This window comes from Streptomyces sp. NPDC018693, assembly GCF_044391385.1.
In the GTDB taxonomy this organism is placed as follows: domain Bacteria; phylum Actinomycetota; class Actinomycetes; order Streptomycetales; family Streptomycetaceae; genus Streptomyces.
Genome location: NZ_JBIRZZ010000025.1, coordinates 1 through 17,616, shown reverse-complemented (window position 1 = coordinate 17,616; position 17,616 = coordinate 1). Strand labels below are relative to the sequence as shown.

General features: G+C 71.1%; 16 protein-coding genes. 8 read left to right on the top strand and 8 right to left on the bottom strand.

The features are described from left to right. Positions 1-206: 206 nt before the first annotated feature. Positions 207-1,556 (bottom strand): hypothetical protein, encoded by a 1,350-nt coding sequence (locus ACH5AC_RS36060; RefSeq protein WP_398866562.1) that lies wholly within the window; start codon positions 1,554-1,556, stop codon positions 207-209. Positions 1,557-2,150: 594 nt separating this feature from the next. On the opposite strand from ACH5AC_RS36060, the gene ACH5AC_RS36055 reads away from it, so the two are divergent. Then, entirely contained in the window at positions 2,151-4,304 is a 2,154-nt protein-coding gene (locus ACH5AC_RS36055; RefSeq protein ID WP_398866561.1) for a HEAT repeat domain-containing protein, read from the top strand. Between the two features lie 105 nt (positions 4,305-4,409). Here ACH5AC_RS36055 and ACH5AC_RS36050 read toward each other — a convergent pair whose 3' ends face one another. The 3 genes from ACH5AC_RS36050 to ACH5AC_RS36040 all read right to left on the bottom strand — a co-directional run bounded on the left by ACH5AC_RS36050 (position 4,410) and on the right by ACH5AC_RS36040 (position 7,896). Beyond that, positions 4,410-4,985: an HNH endonuclease gene (locus ACH5AC_RS36050; protein ID WP_398866560.1), complete on the bottom strand. Its 576-nt coding sequence runs from the start codon at positions 4,983-4,985 to the stop codon at positions 4,410-4,412. A 137-nt stretch (positions 4,986-5,122) separates the two neighbouring features. Then, positions 5,123-6,472, bottom strand: coding sequence for an AAA family ATPase (locus ACH5AC_RS36045; RefSeq protein WP_398866559.1), 1,350 nt, complete (start codon positions 6,470-6,472; stop codon positions 5,123-5,125). A gap of 131 nt (positions 6,473-6,603) precedes the next feature. Then, positions 6,604-7,896, bottom strand: coding sequence for a helix-turn-helix domain-containing protein (locus ACH5AC_RS36040; RefSeq protein ID WP_398866558.1), 1,293 nt, complete (start codon positions 7,894-7,896; stop codon positions 6,604-6,606). Positions 7,897-8,083: 187 nt separating this feature from the next. Between ACH5AC_RS36040 and ACH5AC_RS36035 the strand changes: the two genes are divergently transcribed. The 4 genes from ACH5AC_RS36035 to ACH5AC_RS36020 all read left to right on the top strand — a co-directional run bounded on the left by ACH5AC_RS36035 (position 8,084) and on the right by ACH5AC_RS36020 (position 11,464). Beyond that, the gene (locus ACH5AC_RS36035; protein WP_398866557.1) at positions 8,084-8,554 is read left to right on the top strand and encodes a hypothetical protein; all 471 of its coding nucleotides are present in this window, start codon (positions 8,084-8,086) and stop codon (positions 8,552-8,554) included. A 110-nt stretch (positions 8,555-8,664) separates the two neighbouring features. After that, complete coding sequence (locus ACH5AC_RS36030; RefSeq protein WP_398866556.1) at positions 8,665-9,387, top strand: methyltransferase domain-containing protein; 723 nt, start codon at positions 8,665-8,667, stop codon at positions 9,385-9,387. A 72-nt stretch (positions 9,388-9,459) separates the two neighbouring features. Further along, positions 9,460-10,305, top strand: a complete 846-nt coding sequence (locus tag ACH5AC_RS36025; protein WP_398866555.1) for a DUF6042 family protein — start codon at positions 9,460-9,462, stop codon at positions 10,303-10,305. A 139-nt stretch (positions 10,306-10,444) separates the two neighbouring features. After that, entirely contained in the window at positions 10,445-11,464 is a 1,020-nt protein-coding gene (locus ACH5AC_RS36020; protein WP_398866554.1) for a hypothetical protein, read from the top strand. 53 nt (positions 11,465-11,517) lie between these two features. On the opposite strand, the gene ACH5AC_RS36015 is transcribed toward ACH5AC_RS36020, so the two are convergent. From ACH5AC_RS36015 to ACH5AC_RS36000, 4 genes are all read right to left on the bottom strand, one after another. Continuing rightward, a complete protein-coding gene (locus tag ACH5AC_RS36015; protein ID WP_398866553.1) occupies positions 11,518-12,285 on the bottom strand; it encodes a hypothetical protein in 768 nt (255 codons plus the stop codon). Beyond that, positions 12,236-12,769: a hypothetical protein gene (locus tag ACH5AC_RS36010; RefSeq protein WP_398866552.1), complete on the bottom strand. Its 534-nt coding sequence runs from the start codon at positions 12,767-12,769 to the stop codon at positions 12,236-12,238. Before ACH5AC_RS36010 ends, ACH5AC_RS36015 begins: the two co-directional genes overlap by 50 nt. A gap of 527 nt (positions 12,770-13,296) precedes the next feature. Continuing rightward, positions 13,297-13,533 carry a hypothetical protein gene (locus tag ACH5AC_RS36005; protein ID WP_398866551.1) on the bottom strand — a complete coding sequence of 79 codons (237 nt, stop codon included), beginning with the start codon at positions 13,531-13,533 and terminating at the stop codon, positions 13,297-13,299. Next, a complete protein-coding gene (locus ACH5AC_RS36000; protein WP_398866550.1) occupies positions 13,530-14,828 on the bottom strand; it encodes a hypothetical protein in 1,299 nt (432 codons plus the stop codon). Before ACH5AC_RS36000 ends, ACH5AC_RS36005 begins: the two co-directional genes overlap by 4 nt. 137 nt (positions 14,829-14,965) lie before the next feature. Between ACH5AC_RS36000 and ACH5AC_RS35995 the strand changes: the two genes are divergently transcribed. The 3 genes from ACH5AC_RS35995 (at position 14,966) to ACH5AC_RS35985 (ending at position 17,101) form a co-directional block, all read left to right on the top strand. Beyond that, entirely contained in the window at positions 14,966-15,250 is a 285-nt protein-coding gene (locus ACH5AC_RS35995; protein ID WP_398866549.1) for a hypothetical protein, read from the top strand. 612 nt (positions 15,251-15,862) lie between these two features. Further along, entirely contained in the window at positions 15,863-16,153 is a 291-nt protein-coding gene (locus ACH5AC_RS35990; RefSeq protein ID WP_398866548.1) for a hypothetical protein, read from the top strand. 6 nt (positions 16,154-16,159) lie between these two features. After that, positions 16,160-17,101, top strand: coding sequence for a helix-turn-helix domain-containing protein (locus ACH5AC_RS35985; RefSeq protein ID WP_398866547.1), 942 nt, complete (start codon positions 16,160-16,162; stop codon positions 17,099-17,101). Positions 17,102-17,616: the final 515 nt, after the last annotated feature.

The window sequence follows — 17,616 nt, the reverse complement described above, 5'->3', positions numbered from 1 at the left end:
TCAGTCGATGGCCGACGGCGATTGCCATGCCCGCGATCGCTATGTGGGTGTCGTCCTTCAGCGGCGGGCCGCCGTCGGCGGGGTGGCGGCGCCGTTCAGGCAGTGGTCGAGGAGTGCGTGCATGCGGGGGACGGGGAGGGACGGGTTGGCCGCGGCGCCCTCTGCGGTGCGGAGGTCGGTGAGGAGGGTTTCCAGGGTCTCCGGTGTCAGGGTCGGGTTGGTGGCGGCTGCCCGGCGTACTGCATCGTCGGGGTCTTCCAGCGGGGGTTCGGGCAGAGCGGGGTCGGCCGCGGCCAGGGCGCGTACCTCGGGGTCCGGGTGGCCGATGAGGTGTGTCCGGCCGGTGCGGGGAACGCGGGCAGGGTCAGCAGGTGCGGACGGTGGGCCGGGCGGGTCACGAAGACGTCCAGGAGGAGGTGCGGCGGAGCCAGTGGGTGGTGGCAGGCCAGCTGGATCCGTACCTCCTCGTCATCGTCCAGCGCCAGTGTCCCGACGAGTTCTGCGGGCAGGCCGGGCCAGCTCGCCGCAACCCGGCGGAGCATCGGTTCCTCGGACGCCGCGCAGGTGGCGTACCAGTCGGGCGACGGCTCGGTGGCCGGCTCCGTGATCGGGCAGGTGCAGTCGGGACCGTGATCGACGACCTTTTGGACCCCCTGGAATTCGGCCCAGGTACGGATGGAGGGCTGGAGGCGGGCACGCATCCGCACGTCCTCGTCCGGATCCTGCCTCAGCTCCGCCGCCTCCGGTCCCAGGTCGGGCCGGGTGGCGACCAGCCTGCGGATCTCTGCATCGGGATGGCGGGCGAGCCGGGCAAGGGCGTCGGCCGGGGTATGGCGGTTCCGGGCCAGCGGGTGCACCTCGTCGTCCGCGAAGCACTGCTCGACGACCGCGGTTGACAGGGCACAGGTGCCGAGCACGAACCACCTGTTGCGTGATCCGATGGACGGCAGCTCGGCCTCCACGGCCTCCGGGTCCAGCTGCCGGCTGCCCTTCCTGGCTGCTTCCCGTACGGCGGGGTCGGGGTCGTCGAGCAGGGCATTGCGCTGCTCAGCGGTGAGCGACTGCCACTGGAAGGCGGCGTACAGACGGAGTGCGGGGTGGTCGTGCCCGGCCATGTCCCGCGGGAAGGACGGAGGGACCTGCCGGGAGGACCAGAGCTCCCCAACGATGTCCTTCTCGGTGACCCTGCCGTCCTCGCCTCCGTCCTGGGCGGTCAGGAAGGTGACGAGGATGTCGTCCGGCAGGGGCCGGACCCACCGGGGCTGGAGCCGGGTGCCGCCGGCGAGACACGCACGGACGAGTCCCGAAGGGTCCGATGCCAAGGGAGCGAGTCGTGCGGGGTCGACGTGCAGGTTGCGGGCGAGGGCGCGGCGGATCCGCTCGACCGAGTGGCGGAGGGCCGCGTCGATGACGGCGTCGGGCAGGTCGCGGCCCTCGCACATCAGCAAGCCGGCCTCACCGGCCGCTTCGTCCAGGAGACGTATCAGCACGTCGGCGGGCGCCGCCGCGTTGAAGGCGATGCCGCGCAGCCACAGTTCACGGAGAGAGTCGGACACCACGTCATCCTGCCACCTCGCCTCCTGAGCCCAGGCCGCCCGATGGCTCCCTCGTCGGCGCTGACCGGCGGCTCCGTCCGCAGGGCTTCGGACCACGTGGCGAGAGCCCTGCTCATCATGCCTACCCTGACCGTACGCCGCACACAGCCAGGCTCCGCATCCACCCCCGCCGACGGATGCACGACATCCGGGGCAAGTCAAGCAACCGGGCGTTGCTGAAACTCGGCTACATCGTCTTCCGTGCCCACGGGGTGTTCTCGCTCCTGGACAACAAACGCTCTCGCTACTGACCGACAAAGCCAACGTCTGCGCCTGCCGGCGGCACGGACCTGCCGGTGTACGCGGCAGGTCCGTGCCGACATAGGACCCTCAGAAGGCATTACCTGCCGAACCTCCGTTGTTGTGGGATTCCCTGACGTCGCTGAGAACTCCTTGATCTGGGAGCGGCGTTGAGTAGGCCATGCTCGCGGCAGTTGCCGTCCGTACGCCCCTCCACGCAGGCCCGACCCCGTTCGTCCTGGCCGTGCCGACGGTGTCGTACGGGCCCGTCCCGGGGCGCCTCTGTTGTCAGTGGCGCCTGGCATGGTTTGGATCATGTTCGACGGACTTCATGACATCGACTGGGCGTCGATGGAGCACGCGTACGGCTCGGCCGAGGAGGTACCGGCGCTGCTGTTGGCGCTGCGCTCCCCGGACGCCGAGGAACGCCGCAAGGCTCTCGACCGCTTCTACGGCGCGGTCCACCACCAGGGCAGCGTGTACCCGGCCACGGCGGCCAGCCTGCCCTTCCTGCTCGAGCTGGCCGCCGACGGCGCCACGCCCGACCGGGCCGCCATCGTCGCGCTGATGGTCAGCATCGGCCGGGAGTCCCTCGACCAGGGCTTCGAGGACGACGGCACCGAGATCGAGTACTGCCCCCCGATGGGCTGCGGGCAGGCCGTCGCCTTCCTGCGCGAGCGGGGTGCGCAGTTCGCCGGACTCGCCCGCGACCCCGACCCGGACGTGCGCCTGGCCGCGATTGGCGGGCTCGGGCTCTTCCTCGACGACGCCGACCGGGCCGCCGCCCTGCTGCGCGGGCGGCTGGCCGCCGAGGAAGGTATCGCGGCGCGGCTGCGGATCGTTCAGGCGGCGGCCACCCTGGCACTGCGTCTGCCGGCGGCTTCGCAACAGGTGATGGACTGGCTCGCCGGGCTCGCCGCCGACCCGGCTCAGGGCCCGGCGACCCGGCTCGCAGCCCTGGTCCAGCGGGCCCGCTGTGCCCCGGAGGAGATCGGCGAGGACGTCGTGCCGGCCGCCGTCGGCCTGCTGCGCGAGACCGCCCGCGCCCTACCCGTGCAGCGGATCGCACCAGCCCCGAGCCGCCCAGCCACGCCCACGGACACAGTTGCGCCCCAGATCGTCGCCGCCTTCGAGGATCTCGACCGGCACACGCGCGTGTACGCACCGACCACGGCCCTGCTGCGTACGTTCCACGAAGCCCTGGGGGCCCGGGTGCCCGAGCGCACCGCGGTGCTGGCCGAGCAGCTGAGCAGCGCCGACCCCGGCTCGTGCCTGGACGCGGTCCGGATGAGCGGGGAGCTGATGCGCACCTGGCGCGGGGACCACACCCGGCTCCTCCTGCTGGTCGCCGACCAGCTCACCGCGGCCGACCAGGAGGTCGCCGCCGAGGCCGCGGCCGTCCTGGAGTCCTGCCACCCGATCGCCGCCCCGGCCCGGGAGGCACTCGCCGCGCACATCGACGCCCAACGCGTGGCACACGGCCCTCAGGCATGGGCTGCACCACAGGCGATGCTGCGTAGAAGCCACCAGGAGGCCGTCCGGGCCTTGGCGCGCCTCGGCGACAGGCGCGCTCTGCCGAGTCTGCTGGCCGCGCTGGACAGCGACGTCGACGCCTGGCACGCGATCCAGGTCGCAGGGCATCTGCCGCAGGCGGCCGACCAGTTGGTGCCCCGGCTCTGCGACCACCTGCGCCGATTCGACCTCTCCCAGCAGTGGACCGAGATGAGCGCCAACGCGATCCTGGCCGCCCTGGCCGCGCTGGGCGACCCGGCCGCGGTTCCTGTGGTGGTGGACACGCTCGGCGCCGCGGTGCGCCATGAGCAGCACGGCGTCACGCGATCAGCCCTGAAGGCACTGGGGGCGTTCGGTCCGGCGGCGACCGGCGCGCGGGAGATGATCCGGTCGCTGACCACCGCCACCGACGCGCACGTACGCCCTGCCGCTGTCGCCGCGCTGTGGGCCGCCGGCGGTGACCTGGCCGAGGTCATGCCGCTCCTGCTCAGCCTCCTCGACGACCGCATCACCTTCCGGATCAGTGACGCGGCCGATCTGCTCGGCGAGATAGGCCCGCCCGCATCCGTCGCACTGCCGCGCCTGCGCAACCTCCTCATGCACGACTACGAATGGGTTCGTGTGCATTGCGCGGCCGCGCTCTGGGAGATCGGCGGCCAGGCCGAGGCACCGGCCGTCTTGAACGTCCTGCTGCAGGCCATGGCCCAGAACCCTGCGACAGCCAACCACGTCGTGGCCTGCCTGGACCGCATGGGCCCTCTCGCGGCACCGGCCCTGCCCCTGCTCCACGAGCAACTGGCCCTGCCCCGACGCGGCGGCAGGTACCAGAGCCTTGACCACGACGAGGAACTCCAGCGGGTCGGCCGTACCCTCATCGCCCGGCTCGATAAACGGCATGAGGCTGCGCCGCCCACGCCGCCGCAGCCCGGTCGCTGGGCACCAGCACCACCACGTTGACCGCCTTGGCGTGCCGGACGCCAGCGTCTGAGAGGCTCGTGAGACACGCGAGGGCGCAACATGGGGCAGGAAGACCACGTACGGGTTGCCGTACGCCCCTGCTGCTCACGTACCCTGCACGCTGCGCCACGCCTGCAGGGCAGCAGCACCAGGCGGCCCCATGACCGGCACGACCGCCGACGGCGGCAGCTGCTCCATCGCCCGTCTCACACCGGCGAACGGAGACTCGCCCAGTGCCTGCGCCACCTCTGCAGCCTCGTTGGTGTCGCCCTCCTGCCAGAGCGTGTGCCAGCCGATGAGAGCGCTGCGCGTCACGACGAAGGCGCTGCGCCGGCCCTTCACGAGGTCGGCCCGGTTGAGGTCGAAGACCCGGATCGTCTCCGAGCCCTTGAGCGTGAGGTGGTCATATTCGCCGGACGCCAGCAGCAGCACCAGATGCTCGGCAGGGTCATCGACAGTGGGATCGATCAGCAGACAGTTCCCGTCCCCATCACACGGGTAGAGCTGCCGTTTGGCGTTGCTGTTGCAGAAGGAGCAGGCCAGAAGATGGTTGCTCCAGTCGAAAGCACGCAGCGGCGCCAAGGCGATCGGCTCGAAGTGGTCAATGTCCGTTCCGAGGCTGTCCTCGCAGTACATGCACCGCTTCGGCCCGTGCGCCATCTGCTCCAGCAGATCCCTCACATGCCTCTTGGGTGCCGCAGCCGCATCCCACTTCTCTCGAGCCGCATCAGCGCTGCCCCCCGCCCGCTCCACCCGAGTCGTCCACGCCGACAGCAGCCGCTGTGTCCTGGTCGGCGCCGGTATCCGGCGCAGCTGGATCACTGCTCGTGGCCCAGACGGGCTGCCACCTCGGTCACCCGCGCGTCCAGGGAGCTCATCAGCAGCTCGCTCAGCCTCTGGTACTCGGTGGCCTCCTCCGCGGTGGCGGTCCCCGCATACACCTTCCGCTCCAAGGCCACCAGTCTCTGCCGCTTCTCCTCGGCCCGGCTCGAGTACGGCGTCTCCAGCCCGAACAACTCCGACAGCACCGCATCATCGCCGCTACCGTAGACAACGCGCTGGTACAACTCCTGATCCACCACCTCGGGAGGCCGCTGCTCATTCGGCCCGGCCAGCCGGATCAGCCCGCCGGGATCAGCAGCCTGGCAGATGTAAGGGCTGTGGCTGGACACAATGAACTGGATGTTGGGGAAGTGCTTGCGCAACCAGCCGCCGATCTTCCGCTGCCAGGAAACATGCAGGTGCGCATCCACCTCATCGATCAGCACCACACCAGGCACCACCACGGCCAGACCCCCACCCTCCGTCCACTGCGTCCTAAGACGGCCGTAAACAGTCGGGATCCGCCGCACAATGTCCAGCACCAAGGCCGCCACCGTGCGGTAGCCATCACTCATCTCCCGCAGCGGGAAACCTTCCTCGCTACCTTCCTCACCGACCCACAACCCATCCGCGGTCACCCCTCTGATCTGGTATTCATCCGGCAGCAGACCATCCTGCAACAAGGCCAGCACCTGCCTCAGCAGCACACTGGCCGGCCCCCTGGGCTCCTCCAGCTCCCGCAGCCGCAGATCAACCAGCCACGCCACGCCCTCAGCCAGGGAAGCATCTTCATGAAACAGCGTGGCCACGCGCGCGGCCGGGCCCTTGGCACGCATGAGCCGCTGCGCCTCACCGGAATACCCACCCGTCAGCCGGCGGAACGGCCCGTAGCCCGCGAAGAACCAGCCCCGCGGGTTGTCCGCCCAGGGCCCGAGCCTGGCGTCACTGCTGTCGACCAGGCCACGCGCCTCCAGGACCGGTAGCAGGTCAGAGGCCGGCTCGCCGTTCTCCGGCTCGGGCCGGTCCCACTGCATGCGCAGCGAGACGGCCTTGGACCCTGCACGCCCCTTATCGACGAACGCGTCGGATACATCGGGCACAACACGCACGTCCACCGAGCCGGACTCGGCGCCAACGGAGATCCAGTCATCGAAATCCGCCACCAACGTCTGCGCCACAGCAGGCCCGCCCAGCGCCAGCGCAATCGCCCGCAGCAGCGTCGACTTCCCTGAGCTGTTACGCCCGGCAAGCACCGTCCAACCACCCTGCGCGGGCAACACCAGGTCCGCCGCACGCGCACCGGTGAAGCCCTTGATATCCGTGAGCTGCACTTTCGTGACGTACACCGCGCGTCCTCATCGCCCTTCCGATTTGCCACCGACGGCCAACCCCGACATCTCCGCCGTCCGAGACCAGCCTTACGCGTCACTTTCTCACGGACCGTTCCGCCAGCCATGCCCAAAGGGGCGGGCGGGCGTCAGCTGGCCTGCGTCACGGCGGTGTGCAGTTCGCCTACGCCGCTGGTGCGCGGGTGCCGCTCGGCGAGCTCGGTGACGATGCGGCGGATCGCGGGCCGGTCGCGGACCTCGCCGGGGCTGGCCCGGTAGGCGTCCAGCAGTGCGCGGGCGGTCTGCTCGGGCCGCTGCCAGGACCACCACGCCCGCGCCATGTCGGTGCCCAGGCGGGCCTTGCGCTCGGCGGTCGGGAACAGCCCAGGGCGCAGGTTCTTCCCGGCATCCAGGGCAGCGCCCGCGTCGCCGAGCGCCCAGTGCACACCGACCGCGTACAGAGAGACGGCGGCCGGGCTGATCGCGAACAGCCGCCCCTGCGGAGCGACCTGCGGCAGGTGGCGGGCCGCGAGGCGGGCCTCCTCGGTCATCGCCAGGGCCTCGGCGCGCTGTCCGCCCCGGGCGGCGGTGTAGGACAGGGTGCACAGCATCTGCGCGTACGCGGCTGCCGTGGCGTCGGTACGCAGCCCGGTCGCTTCCAGGTCGGCGGCGGCCGAGGACATCAGGCGCTGGGCGGCGTCGTGGTGGTCCTGGTGGCGCAGCACGATCGCCATCTCCCGTGCTGCGGCCGCCGCCGTGAGCGGGGAGCCGGAGATCTCTGCCCAGGTGCGGGCGCGGTCCGCGGTGAGCCGGGCGCGGTCGTAGGAGCCGAGCTTGATGAGCACGGCGCAGGCGAGGCTGTACACGGCGGACAGCCGGGCCTGGTCAAGGCTGCGGCGGGAGGCGGCGGCGAAGTGTGCATCCGCGATGAGATCAGGCAGTGCGGCCAGGAGCCGTGCGTGCGCGCCCTGGTCGTACAGGGCGCGGGCGCCGGCCAGGCGGCCGTCCAGCGGCCCGGCGCCGGACGGGGCGGGGGTGGCGGCCAGGGCGTCGTCCAGGCCCATGAGCAGGGCGGCGGGGCCTGCGGCCGTCGTGGCGGTGAGCAGCGTACGGCGGCGCATGGGGTCCTCCTCGGCGTCACGCTGACTGGCCGTCACTCTAGTGGCCGCCGTTGCCATCGCGAGGGGTGGCGCCAGAGATGTCACCAGGACGTGTCGGGGCACGCCGACTTCGTGCGCGGCACGGTGCACCAGAGCCAGGTCGACGATCCGTGTGCGGCGCTCCAGCCGGGAGACGGTGGCTGGCGAGCAGCCGATCCGGTCCCCGAGCGCGGCCAGCGTCCAGGCGCGGTGCTGGCGTCCGAGTCGGATGAGCGCGCCGGGGCGCCGCTGCGCGGCTAACTGAAGCGCTGTCGTGCTGTTCCAGAGCGGGTCAACGGGCACGCGTCCCTCCCACACCGCACAGACAGGGGGCCTCCACGCTACGGGCACCGGCCGGGCGCGTCGAGGCCGCTTGCACAGCGTGCAAACGCCTTGCACGGCAGGAGAGTTGATCACCACGTGGCCGGTCGGCGCGGTGTGGTGGGCGCACCGCCCCGAGCCCCGGGGCATCGTCCATCGGAGGCACTCCATGGCAACCGCCGCAGCTGTCGCATCCCCTCTGGCCGCCGACTCGACGACGGGCCCGGTCCGCTCCCCACGACAGGTCGTGCCGGCCGAACTGTGGGACAAGCAGGTCGGGCTCCTGATACGGGACTACCCGTACGACTCGGTCATGGCCGCCCGGGTTCTCGGCCAGGGGTACGCGTACCTGCTGACCGCGATGAACCACCGGGGCGAGTCGCTGGGACTGGCGCCCAGCAAGCTGGTCGACATCGGCGTCCACACGATCATCCTCGACACCGTGGCGTACGCCGAGCTGTGCGAGATGTTCAACGGCGGGCAGTTCCTGCACCACGTGCCCAAGGTCGACTTCAAGAACGACGGCTCCGTGATGAAGACAGCGCACATCGTCGCGGCCGACGGCTGGGACATCGACCTGCCGCTGTGGGCGGACGCCGCCGAGTGCGGCCCGTGCCACCCCGGCAACGACTCCCACTGACCGTCCGCAGCGCGGGCTCCTTGTGGCCCGGCCGCCCCGGCCGGGCCACAAGGAGCCCGCCCAGGTGACATTCCGCCGAACCCGCCCGCCGCCGAGCCCTGACCGCCAGGATGGGGCGGGTGACCACCAGCACCGCAGACCTCTGGCACCACTACGGCCGCGCCCGCGCCAGCACTGACCGCGCCGTTCCCGGCACCTTCTCCTGGAACTGGGGGCAGGACGCCGGGCCCGGCCCGGAGGTCCTGGGCGATGTGACCGGCCGCTGTGTGGGCGACCTCGGTGCCGGAGCAGCCCGGCACGCCGCGCACCTGGCGGTACATCACCAGCCCGCCCGGGTCCTCGCCGTCGACGCGTCACCGGCTCAGCACGCCATGGCAACCGACCTGTACGCCCACCTCGCGCCGCGCCTGCGCATCGTGCAGTCCGACGCCGTGCCCCACCTGCATGCGATGACCGGCACGTACGACGTGCTGTACAGCGTCTTCGGGGCCGTGGACTTCACCGACCCGCGTGAACTGCTGCCGGCGGTGGCCGCCGCGCTCAAGCCGGGCGGGCGACTGGTGTACTCCACTCTCGCCCACTACTTGAACCGCGCGCCTGCCCAGCCCGATGCGGTGGCCGCCGACGTCCCGGCGAAAACCCCGGACGGCGAGGCGACAACGATGCGCCGCTGGGTCCTCCAGGAGCACGTGTGGACCAAGCTGCTCGACGAAGCCGGGTTCACCAACATGACCACCGACGTGCTGCCCGCTACCGCCGACGGGCCCCGCGCTGCCGACACGCTGCTGGTGAGCGCGCTGTGGCGGCCACACTCCGGTGAAGCCGTCTTCTGACACCCTGCATTGCAGGCCGCCGTCTGAGCTGAGGCCCCGCAAGCCGCTCAATGAGCCCCGATGGAGGAAACTTTGACGACCACGCAGACGACCAACGAAGGCGTTGCCCGGCCGGAGCACATGTCCTTCCCATCGGACTGGTTCACCAGCGGCTGGATGCACGTCCTGCCCCGCCACCAGTCGATGATGATGACCATGACCCTCGGCACCGCCGCCGCCGAAGGCCTGAGCGGGTCTCTCGACGAGATCACCCGCATCATCTACGGAAACGACCTCGGACCGGCCTGGCGGAACATCGGCACCACCCTGGACTCGCCGGTCCTCTGGCTGGAGGAAGACGACCTTCAGGACGAGGACGAGGCGGAGCAGGAACGCATCAGGGCCGGCGCCGAGGAACATCGGGCGGTCTGCGAGGCCGCGTACCGGGACGCCGGTGTACCCGTACCGACCACCATCCGCGAGCTGGCGGGCACGATGATGGCGCTGGGGATCGCCTCGCAGGACGAGGACGGCTACTGGTCGATGCCGGACGGCCTTCCCTTCCCCGAGGACGTGCTGCGCCTTCCCGAGGAGATGACCGCTCGATTCCGCGAGATGCGCCGCATGCAGGAACTGGAGCCGGCGGAGCAGGCCATCATCCACCATCTCACCGAGGAGTTGAGCTACCCGGAGGAAGTGTTCACGTCCCTTGACCGGCTTGCCGAGGCTGTCGAGATGGACGCGGCCGACGTCAGTGCCGGCCTGGATTACCTGGTCGAGCAGGGCGACGCCCGCCTGTACCGAGGGCAGCCTCGGACGGAGGTTTCGGCCAAGGATCTTCCCAGCCATGCCCGGTTCTACCTGGTGCCGGACTGGGAGCACTTCGCGGAGAACCGCATCCACATCGCCTCCGGCCGTCAGGATGGCGACAACGAGTGACCAACCGCGCGCGGCGCCCCTGTATCTTCGGGACGATGAGTCGCTGATCATGCCCGGGTAACGAGCGGCACGGCTGCCGGGGCAGGTGATGGTGTGGGTGTGCTGGCGACGGTTGGGCGAGATCGAGGAGACCGGCACGATGACCAGCGACACCTCCCAGCCCGCCGCCCGCCCGGTGCTCCAGCGGTGGCTCACCGGCGCTTCCCACACCCACCCCGTGCGCGTCATGGAAGCCGCCGCAGGGACGAACTCGGCTGTCCTCGTCGGGCTGGACGCCCTGGAGACGATGGCGGCCGCACTGGACGCCACGGCCGCCGGCGACCCCCGCTGGCGCAGGAAGATCGCGGAATTCGGGCAGTTGACCTCGATGGGGCAACTCCTGGAGATGAGGGCCGAGTTCGCTCTCGCCCTCGTCCTGGCCGATGCCGGGATCGGCTACGAGCTTGGGGACACCAAGATTGCGAACCCCGACTTCCTGCTCACCAGGTCCGGCGCCGTCTGTGCCGGGGTAGAGGTGACCGCCCGGGCGCCGCAGAGCATCAACGAACTCGTCGAGCGCGTAGAAACAGTCAGCGGCGGCCGGTTCGACGTGGATCTCGCCTTCGACCGCTATCCCAGCCGCCTGCAGCCAGAGGTCGCCGACAAGGCCGCGGCGGCCGTGCGCACCCAGGCCGATGCCCTCGGCGCGGGCAGCCCGGCTGCGGCCGAGGTCATCCGGGTCGAGGACCCGAAGAACGCGGGACCTGTGGAGATAACCGTCCAGGTCTGTCCGGGAAACGGCGCGGTGAGCTGGGAAGTCACCGCCGGGACACTTGACGGCCCGCTGGGCGCGGCCGAGTACGCCGCGTTCGAAGCCGGCCGCGGCGCGCAGAAGGCGGCCCAGGGCCGCTCCCTGGCCGGCGCGCCGGTGCTCCTCGCGGTCGACGTCTCCCGCTACGGAGCCGCCTGGATGCGTCACGGCACCGTGTGGGCCGCCCGACTCGCCGCCTGTGAGTACTTCACGTCCGACTACCCCTTCGCTGGGCTGGCCGTCATGCGCCAGAGCCTGGAGCAGCCGGGCCTGATCGACATCGGCGTCGGTCTCTCACCCCATCTGACGGCAGCTGACCGGCAGGTCCTTGAGGACCTGTGCACCACTCTCGGCTGGCCCTGCGCATAGCAGTCGGCGTCTTCGGCCGTGCGGCCGCGGCCGCACGGCGGTCCGCCCGACTCTCACCCGGCCGTGGTCTGTTCGCGCAGCATACGGATCCACCTCTCCATGAAGCCGGCCGGGCCAGTCTCCTCGCCGGGGATCCGGAAGATGTCCGGGGCGGCTGCGAGCTGTTCCACGAGTGCCTCGTACAGGTTGTCGAAGGGCGGCTCGAGGCAGACCGCCAGGGACTCGGCGAACTGCCTGGGGGAGGTGTTGATGGCGATGACTTGGTCCAGGACCGGGAACATGCCCCATTCGTCGATCCGTTGCCGCAGCGCGGCCAGGGCCGGCGTGTCCGGCATCAGCAGCCCGTGCACCACGTACAGCCCGTAGAACCCGCGCAGACCGATCAGCACCGTCCGCGCCCGCACCAACTCCTCATCGCTCGCCCGCTGAACCTGACCCACTACATCCGCATGCTCTTGGAGCAGCCCCCAGTCCACCGGTGGCCCCTCGCCGCGCTCCGCCGCGCCGAGCGCCCGCGCCCAGTCCTCCACCGTCAGCCCGAACATGCCGAACGCGGCGAACGCCTCGGCCAGCGCATCCGCCCCCACCTCCTGCGCCCCGAGACCGATCGCGGCGACCAGGTGCACCATGCTCCTGAAGTCCGGCCCCTCCGCCTCGACCGGCACGACCTCGCCCGCTTCGAGCGCCGCGCGCACCAGGGCGGGGTTCGAAGCCCCGCGGTACGGCCCCATGAGCCGGCCGGCGACCGCATACAGCGCATCCTGCCCTTCCTCACCCGCCCCGGCAGCGCTGCGAGCAAACTCCACCAGCCGCTGCGACACCGACCTCTCCCCGCTCGCCACGGTCCTTGCCGTCGGTGCTGCGCATCTCGGGGGCCATGAAGTTGGCGGGCCCGACCTTGTCCCCGACGCGGGTCAGTCCGGCGGGCAGGTGGGCGAAGGCCGCGATCCCGAAGTCGGCCAGAACCGGTGCCCCGTCGTACCAGAACAGGTTGGCGGGCTTGATGTCCCGATGATAGATCCCCTGCTCGGCGAGCACGGCGAGAGTGCGGGCCAGAGCCGCGGTGTGCGTGACCACGTCGAGGACGGTCGAGGCGGCGTCGAAGACGTCGGCCAGCAGCCGCGCCTGGGGCATCGCGTACCAGCGGGGCGCGGCGCCGTGGGTGTCGTCGATGTCCCAGACCGGCAGGATGCCCGGGCTCCCGTTCACCTGCCGCATGAAGAGCGCCTCGTCATAGAAGCGCTGGCGCCGGACCCGCCGTCCCTTGTCCACGTAGCCCTCACCTCGCACGGGCGGGTCCGACATGTGCTTGAGACACCGTTACGCCCGCTGCTCACATCGGTGGCTCTGCGCACGAACTTCTTCCCCGGGTCGGAGCCGAGTTGGCCGTCGTCGCGCCACCGCACAGTGCCGTAGTCGCGGCTGCCGTCGTTCTGCTGGGGCTTGCGCGGGCGCTGCGGAGGGCGGGGGACCGGTCTACCTGGCATGCCCGAACGGTAGCGTTCCTGCGCCCTGCTCCGGGACCAAACGGCATGGGCTGCCTGAGGGTTGGGATCCGCCGTACGGTCAACGGGTGGCCATGTGCCTGGGGTGTTCGGCGGGGACGTGGTGGTCGAGGGGGTTACCCAGCATCCGGGCATCGTGGGCGGCTGCCCACAGGGCTTTCCAGGCTGGCGACGGTGGCTCCGTACCCGCGTCGTCCGCTGCCCCGGCGGCCGGTGGCCTGGCCGTAGGCGTCGAGGAGGCGGCGGGTGCCGAACTGGGCGAGGCCGTCGAGTTCGGACCGGTGCCGCTGGGCCCAGCCATATGCCCGCAGGCCGCCCGGGTCCTCGTCATGACGGCTTCACCTGTGCCCGGTTCCTGCTGCTGGCCGCCCCGCCGGGCTGCTTCCGCCCTCCCCCCGCCGAGCCCGGGACCGCGTGCTGAATGCAGCGTCGGCCCACCGCGGTGTGCTCCTCGTCGCCGAGCATCAGCCCTTGATCGTGCCGTACGACGGCGCGGGCCGCCGCAGTGAAGCCGTGGCACGTCCAGCCGCGCTGCGACACGAGTCCACCGTCGTGGCTGCTCACTGGTTCTGTTCCTCCCGATCGACCAGCGCCCCGGCTGTCCTCGTCCGGCTGGCGGTCCGGTCCGTCCTGTCCGTGCCGCTCCCGGCCAGCCTGGTGTCCGTCGGCGCTCTTGTGGACGGCTGCGCCGCGTCGACGTCCTCGTAGGCGCCGGTGCGGCGGTCGCGTGCGCGGTCGGTGAGCTGGTGGAGGTGGTCGATCCAGGCATGCATGAACACCTCCGGCCCCTCCTGTTCGGCCCCGGGCAGTCGTAGCAACCCCTGCCCGGTGTCGGTCTGTTCGGTGAGCAGGGTTTCCAGCCAGGTGGCGAGCGCGGCGATTTCGGGGGCGAGGCACATGGTCAGGGCGTGCACGACGCCCGACGGGTTGATCATCAGGGGCACCATCTGGGCCGCGATCAGGGCGAACCCGGACTCCTCCAGGAGGGCCCGCAGGCGGGCGAGGGCGGGGTTGTCGGGCATGCCGAACCCGTGCATCAGGTACCGGCCGCCGATCCCGGCGAGCACGGTGGCGGCGTGGCGTGCGGCGGCCATCTCCTGGGGACCGGCCGTCTGGAGCAGGCTGAGCGGGTCGACGGCCCCGGCCTGGATCCATCCGTCGAACTCGCCCGTCTCCTCGGCCTGCCGCGCCTTGGCGGCGACGTCGGTCCAGTGGAGGCCGGGCGTGAGGGTGGCGAGTGCGTCGATGAGCCGCTCGCCGCCGACTTCGCCCGCGCCCATGGCGGCGGCCGCAGCCAGACTTACCGCCCCGCGCCGCCGTCGGCGGTCCTCACCCTGGTCGAGCTCGGCGTCCGGGTCCTCCAGGACCCGCCGCACCGTGTCGGGGTGCGCGGGTCCGGCGTGCCCGCGACCCACCACCCGCCCGGCCTCGGTGTAGAAGGCGTCCTGCTCCTCCTCACCCCCGCGGGCCGCCGCACGGGCCGCCTCGGCCAGGCGATGCGCCGTCGAGCGCCGCATCGCCCACACCAGGGCCTCCCGTACAGCCGGCCACGGCGGCTCCGGTACCGCCAACTGCCCGGGCAGGACGGGGCGTCCGGCCTCGGCGTACCAGGCGATCACCGTCCAGCGCACATCCCGCCCCGAGCGCGCGTGCCGACCGAGCACGGCGGCCACCGCGACGGTCTCCTCGGCGAGCACGGACACCGAGCCGCGCCCGCGCCCCAGCCACGCCCGCGCGTGCCGGGGCAGCAGCCCCAGCCCCCGCCAGCGCTCCAGCTGCGCCGCCGACACCGTGATGCCGAGCGCCGCCAGACGCCCGATCAGTTCCGCATCCGCCGGACTCGGCTCTCCTCTTGCCACCCACCCACTTTAGAACCCCGCGAGGTGCCCGGAAACTGTCCTCCACGTACCCGCTGAACTGGGAAAACCACCGGGCACCGACAAGGGTCCGGGAAACCTCCGTACGCCCGTACGCCTCTGTAAGGAGCCGCTCGCCCATGCCCGCGCGCCGCCGACGTCCCCGCCCCACTCCATCCCGCCGCCCCCGAAATCTGCCTGCCCGTACGGCCCCCGCTGCCGCCACCGTGCTCCTCCTCGCCCCTACCGCCGGCGGCCGCACCGCACTGGCGTACGCCGGCACCGGCCTCCTGCTGCTCGTGGCCCTCACCGCCGCCCTCGCCCTCGGCGCCGCCTACGCCCCCACACCCGCCCACCGCACCGCCGCGCGCCGCACCCTCCACCTCCTGTTGCGTCTCGCCCCGTGGTATCCCGACCGCCCATAGAACGAAATGCCGTCCGAGGGCAGGCGGCGTTCACCGCGCACATGGCCGCCGTATGCGCGCGGCTCCACGGCCGAAGGATGGCCGCTCACACGTCGACGGCTCCGCTCACCGGGACTGCAGGTGGTCACCAGAGCTCTGGTGACCGGGAGCGCACCCGGAAGACGACCATGAAGTTGACATGTGGCTGGCGGTCATCGGAGTGCTCGTCGGGTGGCTGGGGTGAGGAGTTCGCGTTCCGGCGCAGTCCGCCGCCCCGGAATCGGCACAGGGATGGGATGCCAGCTGCGGAATTCACAAGCCCGAGGGGCGGGTGAAGAACGGAACGGGTACGGCCGCGCATGCGATCCGTTCCCTGCACGAGCCCGACACAAGACTGCGGCGTCCTCGCAGCGGCATTCGGACGACTGGGATGCTCGCCGCGGAACCCGCTGCAACAGCCCTTTTCCGGTACGGGGCTTGGCCGGATGCCTGCAACGATGAAGACACGTGCCGGAGGGACGCGGTCGGGCTCGGCCCCGCGGTCCGACGCCACGTCCTCAACTTGTCGGGCCCCGCTGTAGGAGCCCCTGTCGCATCCAGGAGCCAGTTGTGATGTCCCCCGAGGACAGCCCCGTGTCCCCTTCCCAGCGTGCGGATGCCGCCGTCGACGTGCCCCCGGCCGGCCGGGTCTCCTCGCCCGGGGGCAACGGGAGTAAGAGGCTCAACGGGGCCGAGGCCGCCATGATGACCGTCGTCTTCGCCACAGCGGTGGTTCTGCACCTTGCCGGGTCGTCGTTCGGCGAGGTCATGCGGATGGTCGCCGCCGTGGGTGGGCTGGCAGCAGTGGTCTTGGCGTCGGTGACGGGCCGGATCCCCGTACGCGCCTGGATCGGGAAGCTCGGCAAACTCGCCGGGGAGGAGTGAACGGCCGTGGGACGCAAGGAGAATCCGGTCGTCCGGGACGTGCCCGCCGTCGGCAGGCTTGCCGACTTCCAGCGGGCCTGGCGCGAGGCGGCGGGCCTGACGTACGAGGATCTCGCGCACGCCACCGGCTGGTCCGCCAGCACCCTGCGCAATGCCGCCTCCGGCCGCCGCCCGCCGCGCCGGGACGTCGTGCGGGACGCCGTCACCCACTGCGGCGGGCCCGAGCAGGAAGCCATCGACCTGTGGAGGCAGGCCCGTTACCACCAGCGGCTGGCCGACCGTCCCCGCCCCCAGGCTCCCGCCGCGCATCTGGTGCGCACCGTCGTCGACCTGGCCGCGCTCGTCGAGGAGCTGTACGAGAAGAACGGCGCCCCGTCGATGAGCGAGGTGGAGGACCGTACGGACGGCCGGCTCGGGCACTCCACGGCGCACCGCCTCGTCACCAAGAGGACGATCCCCGCCGACCGGGACCAGTTCGAGGCCTTCCTCGACGCCGTTGAAGTCCACGAACCCCTGCGTGCCCAGTGCATGGAGGCCTGGGACCGGGTGATCACCCTGAACGGCCCCGTACGCGTCCAGCGCAAGGTGCCTCACCTGTGGCGACTACGCCAGAAACTGGACTTGCTGCGCACCGTTGATGATCTCGTGGCCGAGCTGGGCGTTCTGCGCACGATGGCCGGTTCCCCGACCGACGCGGAGATCGCCCACCGCACCGCCCGCATAGGTGGCATAGGGTGCTGGGCCCCGCAAACCATCGTCACGCAGATCATGGCCGGACAGCGAACGGTCAACCTCTTCTTCGGTTCTGTGCTCGACGCGCTCGGTGTGCCGTCAGACGAGCAGATCTTGTGGCGGCAGGCAAGGCAGAGGGTACTGAGCGAGGACCGGGCGCGACGCGAACCGCCCCCTCTCGGCCGCACTGTCACCGACTCCGTCGAGATGCTGTGATGAGTCAGTCCGGACGAGGGGAGGTTCACCCGGCCGAGGCGACAGAGCATCGGCCCCCTCCGCTTGGTGCCGTGGCGCACCCTGAAACTGACAATACAACAGGGTGACAGACCTCGATGTCTGTCCAATGAAGCGGAACGGACATCACCACACCCACCCCCACAGTCCAACCCACCATGATCTCCAGCCCAGGGCACCAACCCCGAATCCGGATTCCTGGAAAGTTCTACACGAAGGAAACACCCCACCCGGCTTCCCTAGCGAGCAGCCCGCGAAGCGGGCTTGGTCCGGGAGCGCAGCGGACGGACCTTCAAGGCATCGGGAACCGAGGCCGCCTAAGGCTGCGTCAGCAGCCGCACGGGTCGCTGAAGCGCAGCGCAAGCGACCCTCGGTTCGAAGCGCAGCGCAGAACCGAACCTCCTCGCGCAGCGAGGAGGTGTCACTCCGTCAACCCCCGTGCAACGCACGGGGGTTCGCTGGGAGCCTGCGAAGCAGGCTCTTACCCGCTCCGCGGG